The sequence below is a fragment of the Bradyrhizobium sp. USDA 4503 genome (assembly GCF_054055815.1).
This window is the reverse complement of sequence record NZ_JBSRXS010000001.1, coordinates 6,609,063-6,627,733: the sequence shown is the minus strand read 5'-3', so window position 1 is coordinate 6,627,733 and position 18,671 is coordinate 6,609,063. Positions and strand designations below refer to the sequence as shown.

Annotated in this window: 12 protein-coding genes and 1 pseudogene; 5 read left to right on the top strand and 8 right to left on the bottom strand. The window is 63.6% G+C overall.

What is annotated here, in order from left to right:
* Position 1: 1 nt before the first annotated feature.
* From ACVMIH_RS31490 to ACVMIH_RS31470, 5 genes and pseudogenes are all read right to left on the bottom strand, one after another.
* Positions 2 to 1,186: an ABC transporter permease gene (locus ACVMIH_RS31490; RefSeq protein WP_057016108.1), complete on the bottom strand. Its 1,185-nt coding sequence runs from the start codon at positions 1,184 to 1,186 to the stop codon at positions 2 to 4.
* Positions 1,186 to 2,296: pseudogene (locus tag ACVMIH_RS31485) on the bottom strand (microcin C ABC transporter permease YejB). The gene ACVMIH_RS31490 and the pseudogene ACVMIH_RS31485 overlap by 1 nt, the downstream one beginning before the upstream one ends.
* A gap of 3 nt (positions 2,297 to 2,299) precedes the next feature.
* Complete coding sequence (locus ACVMIH_RS31480; RefSeq protein ID WP_316395972.1) at positions 2,300 to 4,168, bottom strand: extracellular solute-binding protein; 1,869 nt, start codon at positions 4,166 to 4,168, stop codon at positions 2,300 to 2,302.
* Between the two features lie 17 nt (positions 4,169 to 4,185).
* Complete coding sequence (locus tag ACVMIH_RS31475; RefSeq protein ID WP_456864530.1) at positions 4,186 to 6,084, bottom strand: extracellular solute-binding protein; 1,899 nt, start codon at positions 6,082 to 6,084, stop codon at positions 4,186 to 4,188.
* 229 nt (positions 6,085 to 6,313) lie between these two features.
* Complete coding sequence (locus ACVMIH_RS31470) at positions 6,314 to 6,862, bottom strand: c-type cytochrome (protein ID WP_028342300.1); 549 nt, start codon at positions 6,860 to 6,862, stop codon at positions 6,314 to 6,316.
* Positions 6,863 to 7,062: 200 nt separating this feature from the next.
* Here ACVMIH_RS31470 and ACVMIH_RS31465 point away from each other — a divergent pair, with 200 nt between their 5' ends.
* Positions 7,063 to 7,803: a 3-deoxy-manno-octulosonate cytidylyltransferase gene (locus ACVMIH_RS31465; RefSeq protein WP_456853540.1), complete on the top strand. Its 741-nt coding sequence runs from the start codon at positions 7,063 to 7,065 to the stop codon at positions 7,801 to 7,803.
* 21 nt (positions 7,804 to 7,824) lie between these two features.
* Positions 7,825 to 8,685, top strand: a complete 861-nt coding sequence (locus tag ACVMIH_RS31460; RefSeq protein ID WP_076824865.1) for a prephenate dehydratase — start codon at positions 7,825 to 7,827, stop codon at positions 8,683 to 8,685.
* An 86-nt stretch (positions 8,686 to 8,771) separates the two neighbouring features.
* Here ACVMIH_RS31460 and ACVMIH_RS31455 read toward each other — a convergent pair whose 3' ends face one another.
* The gene (locus ACVMIH_RS31455; protein ID WP_057016103.1) at positions 8,772 to 9,791 is read right to left on the bottom strand and encodes an LLM class flavin-dependent oxidoreductase; all 1,020 of its coding nucleotides are present in this window, start codon (positions 9,789 to 9,791) and stop codon (positions 8,772 to 8,774) included.
* Between the two features lie 390 nt (positions 9,792 to 10,181).
* Between ACVMIH_RS31455 and metF the strand changes: the two genes are divergently transcribed.
* The 3 genes from metF to maiA all read left to right on the top strand — a co-directional run bounded on the left by metF (position 10,182) and on the right by maiA (position 15,995).
* On the top strand, positions 10,182 to 11,096 hold the full coding sequence (gene metF, locus ACVMIH_RS31450; RefSeq protein ID WP_057016102.1) for a methylenetetrahydrofolate reductase [NAD(P)H]: 915 nt from the start codon (positions 10,182 to 10,184) through the stop codon (positions 11,094 to 11,096).
* A 3-nt stretch (positions 11,097 to 11,099) separates the two neighbouring features.
* Positions 11,100 to 14,954 carry a methionine synthase gene (metH, locus tag ACVMIH_RS31445; protein WP_456853542.1) on the top strand — a complete coding sequence of 1,285 codons (3,855 nt, stop codon included), beginning with the start codon at positions 11,100 to 11,102 and terminating at the stop codon, positions 14,952 to 14,954.
* A 381-nt stretch (positions 14,955 to 15,335) separates the two neighbouring features.
* Positions 15,336 to 15,995, top strand: a complete 660-nt coding sequence (maiA, locus tag ACVMIH_RS31440) for a maleylacetoacetate isomerase (protein WP_316398134.1) — start codon at positions 15,336 to 15,338, stop codon at positions 15,993 to 15,995.
* A gap of 355 nt (positions 15,996 to 16,350) precedes the next feature.
* Here maiA and ACVMIH_RS31435 read toward each other — a convergent pair whose 3' ends face one another.
* Positions 16,351 to 17,439, bottom strand: coding sequence for a Cj0069 family protein (locus tag ACVMIH_RS31435; RefSeq protein ID WP_456853544.1), 1,089 nt, complete (start codon positions 17,437 to 17,439; stop codon positions 16,351 to 16,353).
* A 166-nt stretch (positions 17,440 to 17,605) separates the two neighbouring features.
* On the bottom strand, positions 17,606 to 18,670 hold the full coding sequence (locus ACVMIH_RS31430) for a nickel/cobalt efflux transporter (RefSeq protein ID WP_229191810.1): 1,065 nt from the start codon (positions 18,668 to 18,670) through the stop codon (positions 17,606 to 17,608).
* Between the last annotated feature and the right edge of the window lies 1 nt (position 18,671).

Here is an 18,671-nt window from a genome sequence, read left to right as displayed (position 1 = left end):
CTCAGCCCTTCGAGAACGTCTTGCGTGGATCGAAGGCGTCGCGCGCGGCTTCGCCGATGAAGATCAGGAGCGACAGCATGATCGCGACCGAGAAGAATCCGGTGAGGCCGAGCCACGGCGCTTGCACGTTGGCCTTGCCCTGCGACAGCAACTCGCCGAGCGAGGGCGAGCCGGGCGGCAGGCCGAAGCCGAGGAAATCCAGCGCCGTCAGCGTCATCACCGAGGACGAGACGATGAAGGGCAGGAATGTCATGGTGGCGACCATCGCGTTCGGCAGCAGATGGCGGAACATGATGACGCCGTTGGAGACGCCGAGCGCACGCGCCGCCTGGATGTATTCGAAATTGCGGCCGCGCAGGAACTCGGCGCGCACCAGCCCGACCAGCGACACCCACGAGAATAGCAGGAGGATGCCGAGCAGGATGAAGAAGCCCGGCGGCAGCACCGCCGAGATGATCAACAGCAGATAGAGCGAGGGGATCGCGGTCCAGATCTCGATCAGCCGCTGGAAGATGAGATCGGTCCAGCCGCCGAAATAGCCCTGCACGCCGCCGGCGGCGATGCCGATGATCGAGGACAGGATGGTCAGCGTCAGTCCGAACAGCACCGAGATGCGGAAGCCGTAGATCAGCCGCGCGACCACGTCGCGGCCCTGATCGTCGGTGCCGAGCCAATTGTATTCGAGGTCGCGGCAGCCGGTCAGGCCCTTCCGCTTGACCACGTCCTTGCACTGCTCTTCGGTCAACAGCCAGGTCGGCTTCGACGGCACCGCCGTCGGCGGGTCGAGGTTGCGGCTGTCGTAGGAGTAACGGATCGGCGGCCAGATCATGCTGCCGCCCTTGGCGGCGATCTGCTTCTGCAAATAGGGGTCGCGATAATCGGCCGCGGTCTCGAAGTCGCCGCCGAAGGTGGTCTCGGCATAGGTGAACACCACCGGCCAGTAGAGCCGGCCGTCATATTTGACGACCAGCGGCTTGTCGTTGGCGATGAAATTGGCAAACAGCGACGCCACGAACAGCACGAGGAAGATCCAGAACGACCAGTAGCCGCGGCGATTGGCCTTGAAGTTCTGCCAGCGTCGCTTGTTCAGCGGCGACGGCGAAAAGGCGTGGTGCGTGGCGGGCACCGTTTCGCCGAGCGGCGATTGCGTCGTGGTCTCGACCGGCTGGGGCGCGAGCATCGTCATCAGACCTCCCGCGCTTCGAAGTCGATCCTGGGATCGATCCACATATAGGCGAGATCGGAGAGCAGATTGACCACCAGTCCGACCAGCGAGAAGATGAACAACGTCCCGAACACCACCGGATAGTCGCGGTTCAACACGCTCTCGAAGCCAAGCAGGCCGAGCCCGTCGAGCGAGAAGATGGTTTCGATCAAGAGCGAGCCGGAGAAGAACGCGTGAATGAACGCGCCCGGGAAGCCTGCGATCACGATCAGCATGGCGTTGCGGAAGATGTGGCCGTACAGCACCTGGCGCTCGCTGCAACCCTTGGCGCGCGCGGTCATCACATATTGCTTGCGTATCTCGTCGAGAAACGAATTCTTGGTCAGCAGGGTCATGGTGGCGAAGGCGCCGAGCGCCATCGACACCAGCGGCAGCGTCAGGTGCCAGAAATAGTCGATAATCTTCCAGTACCAGGGGAATTGCGACCAGCCGTCCGAGGTCAGGCCGCGCAGCGGGAAGATGTTGAGGAACGAGCCGCCGGCAAACAGCACGATCAGGAGGATCGCGAACAGGAAGCCCGGGATCGCAAAGCCGATGATGATCACCGCCGAGGTCCAGGTATCGAACCGCGAGCCGTCCTGCACCGCCTTGCGGATGCCGAGCGGGATCGAGATAAGATAGGTCAGCAGCGTCATCCAGATGCCGAGCGACATCGAGACCGGCAGCTTCTCCTTGATCAACTGCAGCACGCTGACACTGCGGAAATAGCTGTTGCCGAAATCGAACCGCGCGAAATTCCAGACCATCAACGCGAACCGCTCGGGCGCCGGCTTGTCGAAGCCGAACTGCACCTCGAGCTTCTTGATGAAATCCGGGTCGAGCCCCTGCGCGCCGCGGTATTTCGAATTGATGGCCGCGCCTGCGCCCGCGCCCTGGCCGCGCTGCGCGCCGAAATCGCCGCCGCCTCCCGACACGCGCGATGTGCCGCCGGTGTCGGCGCCGTTGATCTGCGCGATGACGCGCTCGACCGGACCGCCGGGAGCAAACTGCACGACCACGAAGGAGACGAACAGGATTGCCAAGCAGCGTCGGCAGCATCAGGAAGATACGTCGGGCGATATAGGCGCTCATCGGCTACTTCGCCTGCTCGAGCTTCGCGGCCTTGGCCGCATCATACCACCAGTTCTCCGGGGCGCCGACGCCCGCATATTTCGCCGGCTTCTCCGGATGCCCGAACTGGTCCCAATAGGCGACACGGTGCTTGTTAGAATACCATTGTGGCACCCAATAGCGGCCGGCACGGAAGACGCGATCGAGCGCGCGGCAGGCAAAGGTTAAGTCCGCCCGCGTCTCGGCAGCGATAGCTTTTTCGATCAATGCGTCGATCGCCGGGTTGGCAACGCCCGCCAGATTGTAGGAGCCCCTGGTGGTCGCAGCCTGGGACGAGAAGTAAGGCCTCAGGCTGTCACCCGGCGTCGCCGACATGGATATACGCTGGGTCGTCACCTCAAAATCGAAAGCCTCAACACGCGCACGATACTGCACTGCGTCGATCTGCCTGATGTTGGCATCGATGCCAAGCGGCTTGAGATTCTTGATGAAGCTGGCGTGATGCGGCTGGAAAGTCGGCTCATCTAGCAGGAACTCGATCGTAAGCGGGTCGCCGTTAGGCAATCGCCGCTTGCCATCCTTGACGACGCATCCTGCATCGTTGAGCAACTGCGTCGCCTTTCGCAGCAGTGCGCGGTCCTGTCCCGATCCATCCGACACCGGCGGCACAAAGGGCTCGCCGAACACCTCATCCGGCACTTGGCCGCGGAATGGTTCGAGCAGTTTCAATTCCTCGGGCGAAGGTAGTCCACTAGCCACCATGTCCGAATTCTGGAAAGGCGAGACGCTGCGCGCGTAAGCGTCGTACATGATGGTCTTGTTGGTCCATTCGAAATCGAAGGCATAGATTAGCGCTTCGCGAACGCGCGGGTCTTTGAACTTGTCGAGACGGGTGTTAATGAACCAACCCTGCCCACCGGACGGTGTTTCGTCCGGCAATGTCTCGCGCTTGACCCGCCCGTCCTTGATAGCCGGGAAATCGTACCGCGTCGCCCAGACACGGGACGTGAATTCCTCGCGAAACAGATAATTTTTGCCTGTGAAGCCTTCGAACGCGACATCGCGATCACGGTAGAACTCGTAGCGCACGGTGTCGAAATTGTAACTGCCGCGATTGACCGGCAAGTCGGCTGCCCACCAATCCTTGAGGCGGTTATACTCGACGTAACGATTGACCTCGAACTTGCCGACCATGTACGGCCCGGAGCCCAGCGGAACTTCGAGCGTGGACTCATCAAACTGCCGCTTCGCGTAATAGGCCTTCGAGAAGATCGGCAGACCCGCAACATAAAGCGGCACGTCGCGCGCGCGATTAGGCGCGAAGGTCACGATCACGGTGCCGTCGTCGGGCGCCTCGGCCTTCACGAAATCGCGCAGTTGCACGACGATCAACGGATGCCCCTTCTCCTTCAGCGTATTGAGCGAGAACGCGACATCCTGCGCAGTCAGCTTCGAGCCGTCGTGAAAGCGAGCCTCGGGCCGCATCGTGAAGCGGTAGGTGAGCTTGTCGGGAGAAATCGAGACCGATCTTGCGGCCAGGCCGTACATCGCGTCAGGTTCATCGCCCGCGCGTGCCATCAACGAATCGAAGGTCATCTCCATGCCCTTCGCGCCTTCACCCTTCAGGATGAACGCGTTGAACGAACTGAACGTAAAGAAGGACTGGTTGTAGGCACGGGTCGAAGGGATCATTGAGAACGCCCCGCCCTTCGGCGCCTTCGGATTGACGTAGTCGAAGATCTTGAAATCCGCCGGATATTTCAGGTCGCCGAACACCGACATGCCGTGCATCTCGGTTCCGTTGTCGGCCACTGCCGGCGCAGCACGCAAGCCTGCAGCACTCAACGCACCGATGCCGAGGCCGAGTGCGTGCCGACGGGAGAATAGCGCCATGCGCGAATCCTTGAGTTTTATGAACGCTTGAGCTTGGCCGCCTTGTCGGCGTCGTACCACCAAATCGCTGGGAACCCCGATTGTCCATATTTGGGCAACTCGGCCGGACGGCCGAAGCGATCCCAGCGGGCTGTACGGACCTTCGGGTAGTTCCATTGCGGGACGACGTAATGGTTCCACAATAACACGCGATCGAGCGCTTTCGTCGCCGCGACGAGATCTTCGCGATCCGTCGCAAAAATCACCCGCTCGATCAGCTTGTCGATTATCGGGTTCTTGATGCCGGCAAGATTGCGCGATCCGGCCGTATCCGCAGCTTTCGATCCCCAGTATTCACGCTGCTCGTTTCCGGGTGACAAGGATTCCCCCCAGGACCCGATGACGACGTCAAAATCCCAATTGCGAATCCGGTTCTCGTATTGGATTGGATCGATCGTGCGTACCGTGACCGAAAATCCGAGCCGCTCGAGTGCTGGCTTGTAAGCCAGCATGATCCTTTCGAAATTCGGATCCTCGCTCAACAATTCGATGGAGAACGGCTCTCCGCTCTTTGGATCCACGAGCTTCCTGTCTCGTACCTCGTACCCAGCCTCCTTGAGCAGACGAGATGCTTCACGGAGATTTTCGCGCACTGCTTCTGGATTGCCGCCGACCGGATTCGCATAGACCGTCGTGAACACTTCGGCAGGCACTTGATCACGCATGGATTCAAGAATCGCGAGTTCCTTGCCTTGCGGCAGCCCAGTCGCCATCAACTCCTCGGCGCCATCAAAGTAGCTAATGATGCGCTTGTATTGGCCGAAGAAGAGCAGCTTGTTGACCTCCTCGAAGTCGAACGCATAGTTCAGGGCGCGGCGAACACGCGGATCCTTGAATTTGGCGCGCCGCTGGTTCGGGACAAAGGCCTGCATGATGCCCGAACTGCGGTTCGGAAACTCTTCCAGCACCACGCGCTTGTCGGTGACAGCCGGAAAATTATAGGCGGTCGCCCATGCCTTCGCGCTGTTCTCCAAACGCCAATCGATCTGATCGCCCTTGAATGCCTCGATCGCAACCGTCGGATCCCTGAAGTATTCGTAGCGAAGTTCGTCGAAGTTATTGCGCCCCACATTGATCGCGAGATCCCGCGCCCAATGGTCCTTGACGCGCTCCAAAGTCACAGTCCGCCCTGCGACAAATTCCTTGATCCGATACGGTCCCGACCCTAGCGGCTGCTCCAGCGTTGTCGCGGAGATATCGCGTTTGCGTCCTTGGCTATCGGTGCCTTCCCACCAATGCTTGGGCAAGATCGTAAGCTGGCCTACGATCTGTGGCAGTTCGCGGTTGCCCGGCATATCGAAGACAAATTTCACTTCGCGATCACTAAGCTTCTCCGCCCTCACGACATGGCTGTAATAGGCGGAAAACATCGGGTGATGCGTCTTGAAGGCGTCGAGCGAGAAGATCACGTCTTCTGGAGTAACCGGTGCTCCGTCATGCCACTTTGCCTGAGGGCGCAGACGGTAAACGACAGAGGAGAAGTCGTCCGGGTAACTTGCTGCCTCCGCCAGCGATCCGTACTCCGTTGAGACTTCGTCGAGCGATGGCGTCGTCAGCGATTCATAAATCAAGGCGACAGCGCCCGCGATGGAGCCTTTCACACCCGAGACAACAATGTTGAAATTATCGAAAGTGCCGATTGCGATTTGCCGAACAAGGCCCCCCTTCGGTGCATCCGGATTGACGTAGTCAAATCGCTTGAAGTCAGCCGGGTATTTGACGTTACCGAAGAGCGACAGGCCGTGCCGCCACTTGAGCCCACTGGGGACGTCGGCGAGTACCGGCGTTATCGCTGACACGCCAGAGTTCAATCCGAGTGCCGGAGCCACTGCTGCCAGTGCGCTGCCCTGAAGGAGGTGTCGTCGGGTGATTGCCAAATCCGGAATTCCTGTTGCTGACCCCGCCTAGATGGACCTCAATATACGGCAACGGTTCGACCACTTACGTTGCTTTTTCCTAATGATAGCCGGTCCGGAACCGATCCGCTGCGGCGAAACGTCTCGATAACAACCCCTGCAACCCCAAAAGGGGGACGACCGTTCCCCATGCGAAAACGGCCAGGCATTGCCTGGCCGTTTCATCCGCATGCTTGCGCGAAGCAAATCGTTACTTCGAGGCGGTCGGGAGCGGGGCCGGGTGCTCCGAGTTCGAATTCAGATAGGCGATGATGTCGGCGCGCTCGCTGTCCTTCGGCACGCCGGCAAAGCCCATCGCGGTGCCGGGGATGAAGCCCTTCGGGTTGGTCAGGAACTTGTTGAGGTCGTCGAAGGACCATTCGCCGCCCTTGCCCTTCATCGCGGCCGAGAAATTGAAGCCACGGCCCTCGCCCTTCTTCTCGCCGACGACGCCGAACAGGTTCGGACCGACGCGGTTGGGACCGCCCTTCTCGAAGGTGTGGCAGGCCTGGCACTTCTTGGCGGCCGCGGCGCCCTTCTCGACTGAAGCGGTCTGCAACAGCTTCTCGATCGGCTCGGATGCGGCCGCAGCGGCCTCGCCGCCGCCGCCATGGGACTCTTCCTTCACAGCGATCTCAAAACCCGGCTTCTCCGGCAGCTTCGGCGCGAATTTCGCGCTGGCGGCAAAGCTCATCACCAGGACGACGATGCAGGTGCCGAGAACCGCACCCAGGATTTTGTTGAGTTCGAAGGAGTCCATTTTGGGTCAGGCTCCGGGCCTTGAATGTCGACTTCAGGCCGGGAATACGGCCGCGGGGAAAGACCTGGGAATCGGCCTTATCGCACCGCCCCAAGCAGGGTTGAGATATCGGTTTGCCCGCGCTCTGGCAACCCGTATAAACGCGCCGAATTCAACCTCCTCCCCGGCAATTTCCGCAGGCCGGACGGGCTCCGACACGAATGACCCAACCCCGTACCTTTGTGCTGATTCCGGCCCGCATGGCCGCCACTCGCCTTCCGGGAAAGCCGCTGCTCGAGATCGCCGGCGTGCCGATGATCGTCCATGTGCTGCGGCGGGCCGAGGCGGCGGGCATCGGCCGGGTTGCGGTTGCGACCGACACGGCCGAGATCGCTGCAGCGGTGAAGGCTGCGGGCGGCGAGGTCGTAATGACCCGTCCCGACCATCCGTCCGGCTCGGACCGGATTTATGAAGCGATGACGACCCTCGACCCCGACGGCCATGCCGAGATCGTGGTCAATCTGCAGGGCGATTTCCCGACCATCAGCCCCGAGACCATCCGCAGCGTGATGCCGGCGCTCGACGATCCCGCAGTCGACATCTCGACCCTGGCCTCGCGCATCCATACCGAGGAGGAGGATCAGGCCCCCAGCGTCGTCAAGGCAGTCGGCTCGCCGATCGGGCCGAACCGGTTGCGCGCGCTGTATTTCACCCGCGCCACCGCGCCTTATGGCGACGGGCCGCGCTACCATCATATCGGCCTCTACGCCTACCGCCGCGCCGCGCTGGAGCGGTTCGTGGCGCTGCCGCCCTCGCCGCTGGAGCAGCAGGAAAAGCTCGAGCAACTCCGCGCGTTGGAGGCCGGGATGCGGATCGACGTCACCATCGTCGATACCGTCCCGCGCGGCGTCGACACCCCGGCCGATCTCGAAACCGCCCGCAGAATACTTTCCAAAGCCTGACCGGCTGGTAAAAGGCCACCCATGACCAAGAAGCTGAAAATCGCGTTCCAGGGCGAGCCTGGCGCCAATTCCCATATCGCGATCGTCGAGGCCTATCCCGATGCCGAGCCGATGCCCTGCCCGACCTTCGAGGACGCGCTGGCCGCGATTTCCTCGGGCGAGGCCGATCTCGGCATGATCCCGATCGAGAATTCGGTCGCCGGCCGCGTCGCCGACATCCATCATCTGTTGCCCGCCTCGGGCCTGTTCATCGTCGGCGAATGGTTCTTGCCGATCCGCCACCAGCTGATGGCGATCAAGGGCACCAAGCTCGCCGACATCAAGAGTGTGGAGAGCCATGTCCACGCGCTCGGCCAGTGCCGCCGCGTCATCCGCAAGCTCGGCATCAAGCCGATCGTCGCCGCCGACACCGCCGGCAGCGCCCGCGACATCTCCGAGCGCGGCGACAAGAGCGTGGCGGCGATCGCCTCCCGCCTCGCCGCCGACATCTACGGTCTCGACATTCTCGCCGAGGACATCGAGGACGAGGCCCACAACACCACCCGCTTCGTGGTGCTGGCGCGCGAGGCCAAGTGGGCCACGCAGGGTTCGGGGCCGCTGGTCACGACTTTCGTGTTCCGGGTGCGCAATTTGCCCGCCGCGCTGTACAAGGCGCTGGGCGGCTTTGCCACCAACGGCGTCAACATGACCAAGCTCGAAAGCTACATGGTCGACGGCAATTTCTTCGCCACGCAATTCTATGCCGATGTCGACGGTCACCCCGATGAGCGCGGCCTCGCGTTCGCGATCGAGGAATTGAAATTCTTCTCGCGCGAATTCCGCATCGTCGGCGTCTATCCCGGCCATCCGTTCCGCGCGACTTTCAGCGAGACGCAGGATTGACGCAGTCATTCCGGGGCACGCGAAGCGTGAACCCGGAATCTCGAGATTCCGGGTTCGATGCTGCGCATCGCCCCGGAATGACGGGGTCAAGCCGCCGCCGTCTTGGCAAGCCCGAACGCCTCGGCGAGCAGGCTGTACGACTTCTTCCGCGCGGCATGGTCGTAGACCGCTGATATCACCATCAGCTCGTCGGCCAGGGTCGCCGCGATCAGCGGCTCCAGCTTCGTCATCACGGTTGCGGGGCTGCCGACGAAGAGGCGGGCGCGGTTGCGCGCGATCGAGGCGCGCTCGGCGTCGGTATAGGGATAGGCCTCTGCCTCCTCGACGCTCGGCAGCGGCAGATACTGGCCGCGGTCGCGGCGCAGCCGGTTGAGATCCATCGACAGCGCAAGCCGCTCGGCTCCAGCGTCGGTCTCCGCCGCAACAACCGCAACCGCCAGAATCGCCTGCGGCGTCGCACGCCAGCCCGACGGCTTGAAATCCGCGCGGTAGTTCGTCATCGCCGCAATTGCATCGTGAGTGGCAAAATGATGCGCGAATGCAAAGCCCATCCCGACCTGGGCCGCGAGTTCGGCGGAATAGTCGCTCGAGCCGAGCAACCAGATCGGCGGCAGCGGCGAATCATCCGGCATCGCCACCACATTGTTGTAGGGATGGCCGGGCGGGAAATCGCGCGTCTCCCACAAGGTCAGCTCGTGCAGCCGCTCGAGGAAATCATCGCCTTCGCGGCGATCGAGCCGGCTGCGCAGTGCGTAGGCGGTGGCGCCGTCGGTGCCGGGCGCGCGGCCGAGGCCGAGATCGATGCGGCCGGGAAACAGCGCCTCCAGCATCTTGAAGCGCTCGGCGACGACCAGCGGCGCGTGGTTGGGCAGCATCACGCCGCCGGAACCGACACGGATATGCTCCGTCACCGCCGCGATCTGCCCGATCATCAGATCAGGCGCCGGGCTCGCGACTGAAGCGAGGTTGTGGTGCTCGGCGAGCCAGTAGCGGACGTAGCCAAGGCCATCGACATGGCGCGCCAGATCGATGCTGTTGCGGAGCGCAGCGGCCGGCCTGGTGCCGGTGGTGACGACGGACAGGTCGAGGACGGAGAGCGGAATCATGGCCGTCAACCTAGTGTGGCGCCACGAGGCGACAAAGGCCCCGGCCGCGCAGACCAGTCCCGCGGCGGAACGCCGGCGCCGGCAGCCGTCGGCTTTGGGACGATATGCAATGATTCATCATCGTACCACGCTACCCACAATCGATTTCGCTCTCCAATCAATTGCAAATCATTTCCTTTATTTATACTTTTCAATATGTTAATGTCATTTTCGGCGAAGTCGGCGGACTGCCCACCGAATGTTCCAGATAGTCAATTTTTGCCGGTCTGCGCCACGAATGGGCAATTTCCCATATCCGATGGGCTGTTTGATCCGACGCGTTTGGCTTATCTTGGGGCCTTCATATCCAGGCCGGATGTCTGCCCTCCAGTTGCGGAGCCTTTGCGTATCATGACCGAGACCATTTCCTCCGTGCCGAACGCACCACGTGCGCCCAAAGCGCCGAAAATCTCCTTCGAGTTCTTCCCGCCGAAGACCGAGGAGATGGAGCGCAATCTCTGGGAGACCATCAATCGCCTGGCGCCGCTGACGCCGAACTTCGTCTCGGTCACCTACGGCGCCGGCGGCTCGACCCGCGAGCGCACCCATTCGACCATCACCCGCATCCTGCGCGAGACCGATCTGCTGCCGGCCGCGCATCTGACCTGCGTCAGCGCCTCGCGCGGCGAGATCGACGATATCGTCGACCGCTATCATGAAGTCGGCGTCCGTCACATCGTCGCGCTGCGCGGCGATCCGCCCGGCGGCATCGGCACGCCCTACTTCACCCATCCGGACGGCTACCAGAGTTCGGCCGAACTCGTCACCGGGATCAAGAGGCGCCACGCCGACATCGAGATCTCGGTGTCCGCCTATCCCGAGAAGCATCCGGAAGCGAAGGATTTCGACGCCGACATCGACACGCTGAAGGCCAAGGTCGACGCCGGCGCGACGCGCGCGATCACCCAGGTGTTCTTCGACAACGACCTCTACCACCGCTATGTCGACCGGGTGCGCGCGCGCGGCATCGAGATTCCGATCGTGCCGGGCATCATGCCGATGCACAATTTCAAGCAGGCGCGCAATTTCGTGACGCGCGCTGGCACCAGCGTGCCGGACTGGCTCGCCGAGAAGTTCGAGGGCCTCGACAACGACGCCGAGACTCGCAAGCTGGTTGCCGCCACCGTCGCCGCCGGCCAGGTGCAGAAGCTGTTCAAGCACGGCGTCGACACCTTCCACTTCTACACCATGAACCGCGCGGACCTCGTGTTCGCGATCAGCCACCTGCTCGGCATCCGGCCGAACGGTGCCCAGAAAGCTGCCTGACACATGTCCGTTCCCGTTTCCCCCAAGCGTAACGCTTTGCTCGCGGCTGCCCGCGAGCGCATCCTGGTGCTCGACGGCGCCATGGGCACGATGATCCAGGGCCTGCAGTTCGACGAAGCCGCCTTCCGCGGCGCGCGGTTTGCGGACTTCCACCGCGACATCAAGGGCAACAACGATCTACTGATCCTGACCCAGCCCGATGCGATCACGGACATCCACGCCGCATATCTGCGCGCCGGTGCCGACATCGTCGCGACCAACACCTTCTCCTCGACCTCGATCGCGCAGGCCGACTACGACATGTCGGACCTCGCCTATGAGCTGAACCTGCAGGGCGCCCGGCTGGCGCGCACCGCCGCCGAGCGGGTGAGCGCCGAGGACGGCAAGCCGCGCTTTGTCGCCGGCGCACTCGGCCCGACCAACCGCACCGCCTCGATCTCGCCCGACGTTTCCAATCCCGGCTATCGCGCGGTGACCTTCGACGATCTGCGCAAGGCCTATGGCGAACAGGCCAAGGGCCTGCTCGACGGCGGCGCCGATCTGCTGCTGGTCGAGACCATCTTCGACACGCTGAACGCCAAGGCGGCGCTGTACGCGATTTCCGAGATCATCGAGGAGCGCGGCATCGACGTGCCCGTGATGATTTCCGGCACCATCACTGACAAGTCCGGCCGCCTGCTCTCCGGCCAGTTGCCGGAGGCGTTCTGGCATTCGGTGCGGCACGCAAGGCCGATCACGATCGGCTTCAACTGCGCGCTCGGCGCCGAGGATCTGCGCGCGCATATCGCCGATATCGGCCGCGTCGCCGACACGCTCGTGTGTGCATACCCGAACGCCGGCCTGCCCAACGAATTCGGCCAGTATGACGAGACGCCGGACTACATGGCGCGGCTGATCGGCGAATTCGCGGCCGCCGGCCTCGTCAACATCGTCGGCGGCTGCTGCGGCACCACGCCCGACCATATCGCGGCGATCGCCAAGGCGGTCGCCCCGCACAAGCCGCGCGTGGTGCCCGAGATCGCGCCGCGGCTCAGGCTCTCCGGCCTCGAGCCGTTCACGCTGACCGACGCGATCCCGTTCGTGAATGTCGGCGAGCGCACTAACGTCACCGGCTCGGCGCGCTTCCGCAAGCTGATCACCGCCGGCGACTACACCGCCGCGCTGCAGGTCGCGCGCGACCAGGTCGAGAACGGCGCCCAGGTCATCGACGTCAACATGGACGAGGGCCTGCTCGATTCCGAAGCGGCGATGGTGACGTTCCTCAACCTCGTCGCCGCCGAGCCCGACATCGCGCGCGTGCCCGTGATGGTCGATTCCTCGAAATTCCACGTCATCGAGGCCGGCCTGAAATGCATCCAGGGCAAGCCGATCGTGAACTCGGTCTCGCTTAAGGAAGGCGAGGAGAAGTTCATCCATGAGGCGACCGTCGCCAAGCGCCACGGCGCCGCCGTGGTGGTGATGGCGTTCGACGAGACCGGCCAGGCCGACACGTTCAAGCGCAAGACCGAGATCAGCAAGCGCGCCTACGACATCCTGGTCGGCCGGCTCGACTTCCCGCCCGAGGACATCATCTTCGATCCGAATATTTTTGCGATCGCGACCGGCCTCGAGGAGCACAACAATTACGGCGTCGACTTCATCGAAGCGACGCGCTGGATCCGGGCGAACCTGCCGGGCGCCCACATCTCCGGCGGCGTCTCCAACCTGTCGTTCTCGTTCCGCGGCAACGAGCCGGTGCGAGAGGCGATGCACTCGGTGTTCCTGTATCACGCGATCCATGCCGGCATGGACATGGGCATCGTCAATGCCGGGCAGATGATCGTCTATGACGACATCGACCCCGAGCTGCGCCAGACCTGCGAGGACGTGATCCTCAACCGCGATCCCGGCGCCTCCGAGCGGCTCCTGGCGCTGGCCGAGAAATTCCGCGGCAAGGAGAAGCAGACCAAGGAGCAAGATCTCGCCTGGCGCGAATGGCCGGTCGAGAAGCGGCTGTCCCACGCGTTGGTGCACGGCATCACCGAGTTCATCGAGCAGGATACCGAGGCCGCCCGCCAGAACGCGTCCCGTCCGCTCGACGTCATCGAGGGGCCGCTGATGGCCGGCATGAACGTGGTCGGCGACCTGTTCGGCGACGGCAAGATGTTCCTGCCGCAAGTCGTGAAGTCGGCCCGCGTGATGAAGCAGGCGGTCGCCTATCTGATGCCGTTCATGGAGGAGGAGAAGGCCCGCAATCTCGCCAACGGCATCACCGGCGGCCGCAACGCCGCGGGCAAGATCGTGCTCGCGACGGTGAAGGGCGACGTCCACGACATCGGCAAGAACATCGTCGGCATCGTGCTCCAATGCAACAATTTCGAGGTCATCGACCTCGGCGTCATGGTGCCTGCCAACAAGATCATCGAGACCGCGAAGGCCGAAGGCGCCGACATCATCGGCCTGTCCGGCCTGATCACGCCCTCGCTCGACGAGATGAGCTTCCTCGCCGGCGAGTTGCAACGGCAGGGCATGAACCTGCCGCTTTTGATCGGCGGCGCCACCACGAGCCGCGTGCACACCGCCGTGAAGATCGACCCGAACTATCCGGGCGGCCCGGTCGTGCACGTCAATGACGCGAGCCGTGCCGTCGGCGTTGCCTCCTCGCTGCTGTCGGCCGAGAAGAGGCAGGCCTACGCCGCCGAGGTACGCGCCGAATACGCAAAAATCTCGACGGCGCATTTCCGCGCCCAGGCCGACAAGAAGCGGCTGAAGCTTGGCGAGGCCCGCGCCAACAAGGTCGCGATCGATTTTGCGGCGGCGCCGCCGAAAAAGCCGGCCTTCTTCGGGCTGAAGAGCTTCGACGCCTACGATCTTGCCGAGCTCGCCGACTACATCGACTGGACGCCGTTCTTCCAGACCTGGGAGCTGACCGGCCGCTTCCCGGCGATCCTCGACGACCCCAAGGTCGGCGAGGTCGCGCGCTCGCTCTATGCCGACGCGCGCAAGATGCTGAACACCATCATCAAGGAGAAGTGGTTCACCGCCCGCGCCACCGTCGGCTTCTGGCCGGCGAACGCCGTCGGCGACGACATCGAGGTCTATGCCGACGAGACGCGGAAGCAGAAGATCGCGACCTTCCATACGCTGCGCCAGCAGCTCGAGAAGCGCGAGGGCCGCTTCAACGCAGCGCTGTCCGACTTCATCGCGCCGAAAGAAACCGGCATCGCCGACTATATCGGCGGCTTCGTCGTCACCGCGGGGATCGGCGAGGATGCGGTCGCCGACCGCTTCAAGAACGCCAATGACGACTACTCCTCGATCCTGTGCAAGGCGCTGGCCGATCGCCTGGCCGAAGCCTTCGCCGAACGCATGCACCAGCGCGTGCGCAAGGAGTTCTGGGCCTATGCGCCCGATGAGACCTGGTCGGCGGACGAACTGATCCTCGAGAAATATGACGGCATCCGCCCGGCGCCGGGCTATCCGGCGCAGCCCGACCACACCGAGAAGCGGACGCTGTTCGCGCTGCTCGATGCCGAGAACACCGCCGGCGTGAAGCTGACCGAGAGCTTTGCGATGTGGCCGGGCTCGTCGGTCTCGGGCCTCTACTTCTCGCATCCCGAAAGCTTCTACTTCGGCGTCGGCAAGATCGAGCGCGACCAGGTCGAGGACTACGCCACGCGCAAGGCCATGACGGTCGCCGAGATCGAGCGCTGGCTGGCGCCGGTCTTGAACTACATCCCCTCGCAGGACGGCGCCAAGGGATCGGCGATCGCGCCCGCCGCGACGCCCGCCAACGACGCGGAGCTGGCCTCGCATCCGCAGGGCTGCACCTGCGCCGTGCATCTCGCCTGGCGCAAGAAGAAGGTGGGGGCTGGGTAGGCCTCCTCGACACGTGTCATCGCCGGGGTTGACCCGGCGATCCATCTTCAAAAACACTTCCGAAGATTGATGGATGCCCGGGTCAAGCCCGGGCATGACGTATTGGAGTGCCGTAGCCCGGATGCAGCGAAGCGTAATCCGGGATAGACTGCGACGGAACGACGGACCGGCCCTGGATTTCGCTTGCGCTTCATCCGGGCTACGGGTCTGGATAGACCTTTCTTCCCTTCTCCCCTTGTGGGAGAAGGTGTCGCGGACAAAGTCCGCGACGGATGAGGGGTCTCTATCCGCGGAGACAGACCCCTCACCCGTCCGCGATGCCTTGCATCGCGTCCACCCTCTCCCACAAGGGGAGAGGGGAAGAAATGCGGGGTGCACTCCATGCAGTTCTTCTCGTTCTGGCGCTCGCTGGCGAGCTTTCGGGTGCGGATTGCGCTCAGCCTCAAGGGCGTGGCCGCCGACGTCGTCTTCGTCGATCTCGATGCGGACGCGCATCGCACCGATGCCTATCGCAAGATCAATCCGCAGATGGCGCTGCCGGCGCTGGTGACCGACGACGGCACGGTGCTGTTCCAGTCGCTCGCGATCATCAACTGGCTCGACGAGACCTACCCGAGCCCGCCGCTGCTGCCGGCAGATGCGCTCGGCCGCGCCCGGGTGCGCGGGCTGGCGCTGATCGTCGCCTGCGAGGGCCATCCGCTGCTGACGCCGCGGGTGCGGCGCTATCTCGACCGCGAGCTCGATCTGCGCGACAGCCAGCAGAACGCGTGGCGGCGGCACTGGACGGTCGAGACGCTGGCGGCGCTCGAGGGGCACCTCGCCGGCCACAAGGCGACCGGCCGGTTCTGTCACGGCGATGCGCCCACCCTTGCCGACATCTGCCTGGTCGGCCATGTCACGGCGGCGATCAACCAGCAGATCAGCCTGTCGCCCTGGCCGACCGTGAAGCGCATCCACGAGACCGCTATGGCGCTGCCGGCGTTCGCCAAGGCGCATCCGTCCGCGCAACCGGATACACCGGAAGCGATGCGGGCGAAGTAGTTTGCGGACGCGCTGCAAAGGACAGGCAGAGGCGCAAACGTGTGCGCGGTTCTCTCGATCGTCGTCCCGGCGAAGGCCGGGACCCATACTCCGCGGCGGATGTTGTGGATGGGACTCGTCGTTGCAGCACTGCTCAACAATGACCATCGGTGGTTCTGGGTCCCTGCTTTCGCAGTGACGACACCGAATGTCTGGCGTCGTCTGTGACACACTTCCGCGTTCTCGCGACATGATTTGTCCGAGCTTTGTCTTTTGCTCCGCCCTCTCTTGAACGGAGGGCGCAGGGAAAGCCGGGTGCCGATCGCACCCATGGGCCCCGAGCAATGGGTAGAAAGAGGAAGCCTGCAGGGCGTGCTCACCTCCCGCTCGCCATGTTCCGACCGATGCGATCCCTGACCGTCTGCGCGATCGCCGCCGGCGCTTCGTCGGGGATCGCGAAGCACGAGCTCGCGTTGATCTCGCAGAGCACGTAGGTGTCGGCGCCATCAGCATCGCGTGGACCGTAGAGGAAATCGGCATCCCAGATCACCGGCAGCGACGTCTCATCGATCGTCAGCGCGGCCATCATTTGCGGGATCCATTCGTCCTCCATCAACCTTCGCAGTGCCTGGAATTGCGGCGCATCGGGGCCGTGCATGATGCGCGGTCCGGGTTGGGCTTCCGGAGAATCCGGGCCTTGCGGGGGCGGCGGGATCAGGGCCTTGATCAATTGGTGCCCGAAGCCTGCGACCTTCGCTGCGCTGACATAGCAACGGATCATGCCCTCGGGCAGGCGCGGCTGGAAAGCCTGATCGATGATGCAGCCGCCCCAGCCGAAATATTGCTCGCAGCGCGCCATGAAGTCTGCCAGCGGCATCTCCTCCGGCTGGCTGCCGCGCAGCGCATGCAGCACGCGAATCGTCGCGTCGGTCTTTGGCACGGTTTCCACCTTCCAGACGCCCTGCCCGCCATTACCGCGGTTCTGTTTGAGCACGCGCGGACCACCCGCGCGCAAGCGCGAGGGAAATTCGGCGCGGAACGCATCGACCGTCGCGTATCGATGGGTGTCGGCGCCCCAGCCGAGGTGACGCGTCCGGTACAGCACGTCCTTGACGCCCATCTTGAGGATGACGTCGGGATGCGCGCTGACCCATGGTCCCTTCGCCGCGACCTCGCGCAGCAGCGGATCGAGGGCGGCGCGCGTCTTGCCCTGATGGATCGGATCGACCCAGACGAGAACGCCGTCCATCGTCAGCAATTGGTCGCGGACGGCATCGGCGAACGTCTCGTCATAGACAACGGGAACGGCCTCGATGCCCGAAGCGGCGAGCGCTTCGAAGACGCGGACGAAACGGCTGTTTTGTGGGGTCGCCTCCCGGCGCGACGCGGCGTCGCCACGCGACAGGATGGCGATTTTGCAACGACGATTTTCGGAACGAAGACGTGTGTGTGGTTGGGTGTCCATGTGAAAGCTCCACGACGGTGAATGTCGCGCAGAGCTTGGACCGAGGTCTCACGGGGAGTCTGCCTTGTCCCCTTGGGGCAAATCTAGACCACCGCGCGCAGGTTTCAAGATGGAAGTGGGGCGAAGCGGATCAGGCCACGATCCCGGATCACGCCGTGATCCCGGATCAGGCCGTGATCCCGTGCAACCCGAGCCAGCCCGTGTAGAGGCCGACGAGCACGATCAGCGCGGCCGACACGTAGGGGGCGCGATGGGCAAAGCGGCTGAAACCGGCCCAATGACGTTCGACATGACGCAGGCTGAGCGCGGCCGCAACACCGGCAGAGACCATGGTGAGCGCAAGCCCGATGCCGAAGCAAAGCACCAGCACGAAGCCGAGGCTGAACTGCTTGAGCTGGAGACAGAGCAGCAGCACGGTGATCGCCGCCGGACACGGAATCAGCCCGCCGGTCAGGCCGAACAGGATAATCTGCCATGTCGTGACGGTGCGTCCGGCAAAGCGCTTGCGGATGTCGGCGGCGTGCGCGCGCGCATGCGCGTCGTCCTCGTCGCCGAGATTCATGTGCGCATGGTCATGCTCCTCGAACAGGACTTCCACCATGTCCGCGCGCACCGAGACGCGCGCCTTGAAGGCATGCGGCTCCGGAATTTCGTCGATGCTTTCCAGATAGCCGTCCCTGTCGGCGAAGCGAAAGCGTTGCTCGCTGCCGTCGGGGCGGATCGTCACGACGTCAACGTCGCCGGCCGCCGGCAGCGCTCCGGCCTCGCTTCGCAACCGCCAGCGCGGCGGCACGCCGTCCTCGAAGACCTCGAGCGACAGCGATTGTCCGGCCAGGACCAGCTGGCGCGTTTCGTCGTGATGATGGTGATGATCGTGTTCGGCAGCCTGCTCGCGCCAGGTGCGCCAGGCCATCCAGGCCGCGATCGCGATGATGATCACCGCCGAGGCCAGTTGCAGCCAGGCTTCGCTGCGTTCTCCGGACCATTGCTGGCCGAAGTGAAGCCCGGCGAGCGCGACCAGCCAGACGATGGCGGTGTGCGAGATCGTCGCCGCCACGCCGAGCAGCGCCGCCTGCACCACCGTGCCGCGGATCGCGATGATGAAGGCCGCCATCATCGTCTTGGAGTGGCCGGGCTCGAGCCCGTGCAACGCGCCGAGCAGGATCGCACTGGGCACGAACAGCCATGCATGGGCACTGCTCTGCTGGAGCAGCTGAGACAGGTCGGTCATG